The organism is Thiolapillus sp. (assembly GCF_048562965.1).
Taxonomy (GTDB): domain Bacteria; phylum Pseudomonadota; class Gammaproteobacteria; order Chromatiales; family Chromatiaceae; genus Thiolapillus; species Thiolapillus brandeum_A.
Genome location: NZ_JBHNMF010000325.1, coordinates 1 through 3787, shown reverse-complemented (window position 1 = coordinate 3787; position 3787 = coordinate 1). Strand labels below are relative to the sequence as shown.

2 protein-coding genes and 1 pseudogene are annotated in these 3787 nt (G+C 58.4%); all 3 read right to left on the bottom strand.

The features are described 5' to 3' along the window. Nucleotides 1-151 precede the first annotated feature (151 nt). A complete protein-coding gene (locus tag ACOCD2_RS14160) occupies nt 152-799 on the bottom strand; it encodes a response regulator (protein WP_293647725.1) in 648 nt (215 codons plus the stop codon). Then, nucleotides 799-2403: an ATP-binding protein gene (locus ACOCD2_RS14155; RefSeq protein WP_293647727.1), complete on the bottom strand. Its 1605-nt coding sequence runs from the start codon at nt 2401-2403 to the stop codon at nt 799-801. Before ACOCD2_RS14155 ends, ACOCD2_RS14160 begins: the two co-directional genes overlap by 1 nt. Before the next feature lie 496 nt (nt 2404-2899). Beyond that, nucleotides 2900-3529, bottom strand: a pseudogene (gene cca, locus ACOCD2_RS14150) (multifunctional CCA tRNA nucleotidyl transferase/2'3'-cyclic phosphodiesterase/2'nucleotidase/phosphatase); the annotation flags it as partial. Between the last annotated feature and the right edge of the window lie 258 nt (nt 3530-3787).

Below are 3787 nucleotides of genomic sequence, written 5' to 3'. Positions count from 1 at the left end.
GCAGGATGTCCGGGTTCTCCTTGAGACGTTCTTCGAGATCCCAGGGCATGTGTTCCTTGACGTTGTGCAGGCAGTCTTTTACCAGTTCCAGAAAACGTTTCATTTATTGTTTCTCACCTAATTCATGTTGTTCTGTTGTCATCCACCGGCATCAGGACTCGCTTTTCCGGCAGAACTTCTGTTCCACTGCAATCACCGCCGCCTCCACCCGCGAGTGTACGCTCAGCTTGCGCAGGATGGCTTTGACATGCAGTTTCACCGTACCGTCTGATATGCCAAGGTTCCTGGCAATAACCTTGTTGCTCTGTCCCTCGGCCAGCAGGCAAAGTATTTCCTGCTCCCTGGGCGTCAGCTGATCCATCGCTGATTCACTCTTCTTGGGCTCATCGCCCCGCACTGCCTTCGCCAGCACCATGGTCAGTTCATTGGCGACCACGGTCTGTCCGGCCACGATGTCGTTCAGCGAGCGTATCAGGTCATCCGGTTCCATATCTTTTAACAGATAGCCCTGGGCGCCGCATTGCAAAGACGCAATCACGTCGGTTTCCACCCGGCTGGTGGTGAGTATCACGATGGGCATCTGCTGCCCCTTGTCCCGCAGCACCTGCAGCACGTCCAGGCCGCTCATCTGCGGCATGCGCATGTCCAGCAGCACGACGTCGGGCTGCTTCTCTTCTACCAGGGCGATACCCGCCTCACAGTCACCAACCGCATCCACTACTTCCAGTCCGCGGCGCTCCAGCAGTTCCCGCAGACCAATGCGGAACAGGGCGTGGTCGTCTATCAGCAATATTCGCATCAGCTTGTCCATTTCCGGTCGATGTCCCGCGGCTGTACCTCGGGCGCGTAGATCAGTTCCACCCGTGTACCCTCACCCACTTCACTTTCTATTCGCAACTCGCCCCCCAGACGTCTTGCCCGCTCCTCCATGATGGAAAGACCGATGTGTTCGCCGGGATGCCCTTCCCGCGCTTTGCCCTCGAATCCTACACCATCGTCTTCCACCAGCAGCACATATCGGCCGGCACGGCAGGTCAGCAACACGCGCACGGTATGCGCCCGGGCATGTTTGCGTGTGTTCGCCAGGGCTTCCTGCACGATGCGCAACATCTGCATTTCCTCGGAGGACGACAGTTTCAGCTGGGCACATTCCTGCTGGTAATAGGTTGGAATACCGGTTTCCGATGAGAAGCGCTGCACCAGCTTCTCCAGCGCCGAGCTGAGATCGCGGCCATCCATGGAAGCACGGAAACTGTTGAGCAGCTCACGCAATTCGGTATGCGCCTCATCCACGCCGTTACGAATGCGTTCAAGATCTTCCTCCACCATCCGGCAACCCTGCACCTGCTGCAGGCTGTCTTCCATCATGCGAATCTGAAAGCGCAGGCTGGCCAGGGTCTGCGCCAGGGAATCGTGCAGTTCGTGAGCCAGCGCATTGCGTTCTTCATAAATGGACAGGCGGTGGGCGTTCTCATCCGAGCGGTGTTTGGCGACCGCCATGCCCAGGTGACTGCCAACGGTAGCCAGCAGTTCCATAATGTCTTCCCTGTCCGAAACACCGGGCTTCTGCACATAGATGTCATATTCACCCAACACGTCACCCTGGTATTCCAGGGGCACAGGGATCATCTCCACCTCATCACTGCCATACATCTTCCGCCCCAGCTGGTGGACGCAGTATTGCGCCTCGTGCTCGCAGCATACATCACCGGGAGAGAGCACCATACCGCAGGGGCAGATCTCCAGGGGCAGCAACTGCGCCTCCCGCTGCAGCTCGTCATCCAGCCCGATGGCCCCCACCAGCCGCATACGCCCGCCCAGCTGCACTACCCTGGCGCTGATGGCGATACCGTTCACCATCTCCTTGAGCACCCGCAGGAAGCGCAGCAACAGTTCGTCCAGATCCTCCACCTCATTGATGGTGGCGGCGACGTCATACAGTATTTTCAGCGATGCGGTCTTTTGCGCCAGACGCGTGGTATGCCGTGCGATGCGGCTGTCCATGTCTTCGTACAGATCCATCAGCTCTTCGGAAATGCTGTCGATGTCCTGCACCATACCGTGAAACACGCCGGTATCACTGTCCGGCAGGGTCGCACCGGGTTCACCCTGGGAAACCCGCGCAACAGAATTTTCGAGCACGGCCAGTGGCATGAGCAGCTGGCGTTTCATCTGCAGCATGAATGCCACCAGCCCCACCAGCGCCAGTCCGCTTGCAAGCACCAGCAGGTAGATGCCTGGCCCGCCCAATCCCTGGCCAAACAGCGCGCCAAGAGCGACCACGCTGCCCAGCAGCACGCCACTTGCCAGCAGCAGCGAGGGAAACAGCAGACGGCCCGTACGCAGGATATGCCAGATGCCGGGCTTGGCCTGTCCGGTGACTTGCACCCTTTCAGGATTCATCGGGTTCCCCCAACTGCCTTTCGATCGCCAGCTGCTGACGGCGGGCGATCTCTTCCCCCAGCGCCTTTCCCTGCCAGCCTTCCGCCTGCAACTGCCCCACATCGACAGCAGCCAGGGCCGTTGCGGCTTTTTCAAGGCGAGGCAGCAGCGTCTCCGCCAGTTCCGGCAGGCAAACAGGTATCAGCCGATTCAGCGCCGGCAGGCTGGTGCGGAATTGCCGTAGATACCGATAGTAATCCGCCGCTTTGCCATCAGGCAGCTGCGCCAGCGGCTTGCGGGCCTGCTGCCAGTCTGTCAGCAGCGCCGCGGTTTTTTTCTCCACACCCAGCCACGCCAGCAGTTGCCTGGCACTGTGACCGGCATCCACCGCGTACTGCATCACACAGACGAAACGCTCCCGCAGATCCAGATCCTGTGCCACCGCCCGCTTCAGCGCGGCAACGGGCGGACTGTCCCCGGTCTTTCCGTGTCTGGCAGCTTCCGACATGGCCGTGGCCAGCGCCGGGAACAGCTGCGCCAGTGCGCCACAGGCATGGAGTACCTCAAAGAACCGCCACGGCTGCTTTTCCATGAGCGCCTTGCGCATTTCCTGCCAGACGCGCGGTCCTTTCAGATGCTGAAGCTCCCCGGAAGCCACCATTTTCTTCATCAGCGCATGAGTGCTATGGGCCACACGAAAGCCCCAGCGGCCAAAACGCGCCGAAAATCTTGCAATGCGCAGCAATCGTACGGGATCTTCTGTAAAAGCATGGGTAACGTGGCGTAATATCCCGTTTTCCAGATCTTCCCGGCCACCAAAGGGGTCGATAATGTTCCCCTGCTCATCTTCTGCCATGGCATTGATGGTAAGATCCCGGCGCGCCAGATCCTCCTCCAGGGTCACCTGCGGTCCGGTTTCCACTGAAAAACCATGGTAACCGGGTCCTGTCTTCAGCTCGCGCCGCGCCAGCGCATACTCTTCCCCGGTCTGAGGATGGAGAAACACGGGAAACGCGCCCGAAACGGGAATATATCCCATTTTCAGCATGTCATCCTCGCTCGCAGCCACCACGACCCAGTCCCGGTCAACTACCTTTATATTCAATAACTTGTCGCGCACACCACCGCCAACCAGAAAGGTCTTCAAGGATTCTCCCGCCGCACCTGATTGCGAATTGTCAATGCCCATGTATTAGAAAAAAGTAATATGTTAAATTATTAGCTGTAATCCAGAGGTAAAGAAACATGATACCCATTTTGCTTGGACTGGTGTCTGCGATGATCTTTTCCATCGTTACCTACATCAAGCGTGTCTTCGACCTCGTGATAGATTTTGGGGCATCCCAGTCCCCAAAATCGACTCGGCCTTTGACAACCTATTGGTGCCCCAGCCGTCCTGGTCACC

What these genes read in the sequence shown, in the direction of transcription:
- ACOCD2_RS14155 (WP_293647727.1), bottom strand. Translation starts at nt 2,403, where the DNA reads ATGAATCCTGAAAGGGTGCAAGTCACCGGACAGGCCAAGCCCGGCATC.
- ACOCD2_RS14160 (WP_293647725.1), bottom strand. Translation starts at nt 799, where the DNA reads ATGCGAATATTGCTGATAGACGACCACGCCCTGTTCCGCATTGGTCTG.